This is a genomic window from Bradyrhizobium sp. PRIMUS42, from assembly GCF_023006515.1.
Classification (GTDB): domain Bacteria; phylum Pseudomonadota; class Alphaproteobacteria; order Rhizobiales; family Xanthobacteraceae; genus Bradyrhizobium.
The window spans coordinates 1-914 of record NZ_JALBGZ010001297.1 but is presented as its reverse complement, the minus strand read 5'-3'; the positions used below and the strand labels follow the sequence as shown (position 1 = coordinate 914).

Annotated in this window: 1 protein-coding gene; it reads right to left on the bottom strand. The window is 65.8% G+C overall.

The features are described 5' to 3' along the window. Positions 1 to 76: 76 nt before the first annotated feature. Positions 77 to 914: tripartite tricarboxylate transporter substrate binding protein (locus MOV75_RS39850; protein WP_247008330.1), on the bottom strand; the 838-nt coding region annotated here is incomplete at its 5' end.

Genomic DNA, 914 nt, shown 5'->3' with positions numbered 1-914 from the left:
AGCGCCGCGAGCAAGGCGGCGATGACGATGCCGGCGCGATCGACGCGCCGCGGCGGCTGGGCCGGATCGCCTGAGGTCATGATTTGACCAGGCCGACCGATTTCAGCACGTCGGTGACGCGCACCGTTTCCTTCTTCAGGAAGTCGGCGAAGGCATCGCCGCCGAGATAGGCGTCCTCCCAGCCCTTCTGCTTGAGGATTTCCTTCCAGGCATCCGACTTCACCATCTTCTCGACCGCATCGCTCAAGGTCTTGCGCTGCTCCGGCGTGATGCCGGGAGGCGCGACCACCGAACGCCAATTGGCGATCACGAGGTCGATGCCTTGCTCCTTGAAGGTCGGGATGTCGCTCCCCGGGATGCGCTTCTCCGAGGTCACGCCGATCGCGCGCAGCTTCCCGGATTTGATCTGCCCTTCATATTCGCTGAGGCCCGAAATGCCCGCGGTGACCTTGCCGCCGAGGATCGCGGCGAGCGACTCGCCGCCGCCGGAGAACGGGATGTAGTTGATCTTCTTCGCGTCGGCACCGACCGCGCCGGCAAACAGTGCGGCCATCACATGATCGACGCCGCCGGCCGAGCCGCCGGCAAAGGTCACCTTGGCGATATCGGCCTTCACTGCAGCGGCCAGATCCTGCGCATTCTTGATCGGCGAATTCGCGGGAACCACGATCACCTGGATTTCCTCGGTGAGGCGCGCGATCGGCGTCACCTGCTCCAGCGTTACCGGCGACTTGTTCATGGCGAGCGCGCCCACCATGACGAAGCCGTTGACCATCATCTGGTTGCCGTCGCCCTTGGCGCCGTTGACGAACTGCGCGATGCCGACGCTGCCGCCGGCGCCGGGAACGTTGGTGACCTGCACGCTGCGCGCAACGCCCGAAGCCACCAGCGCCTGCTGCATCGAGCGCGCGGTC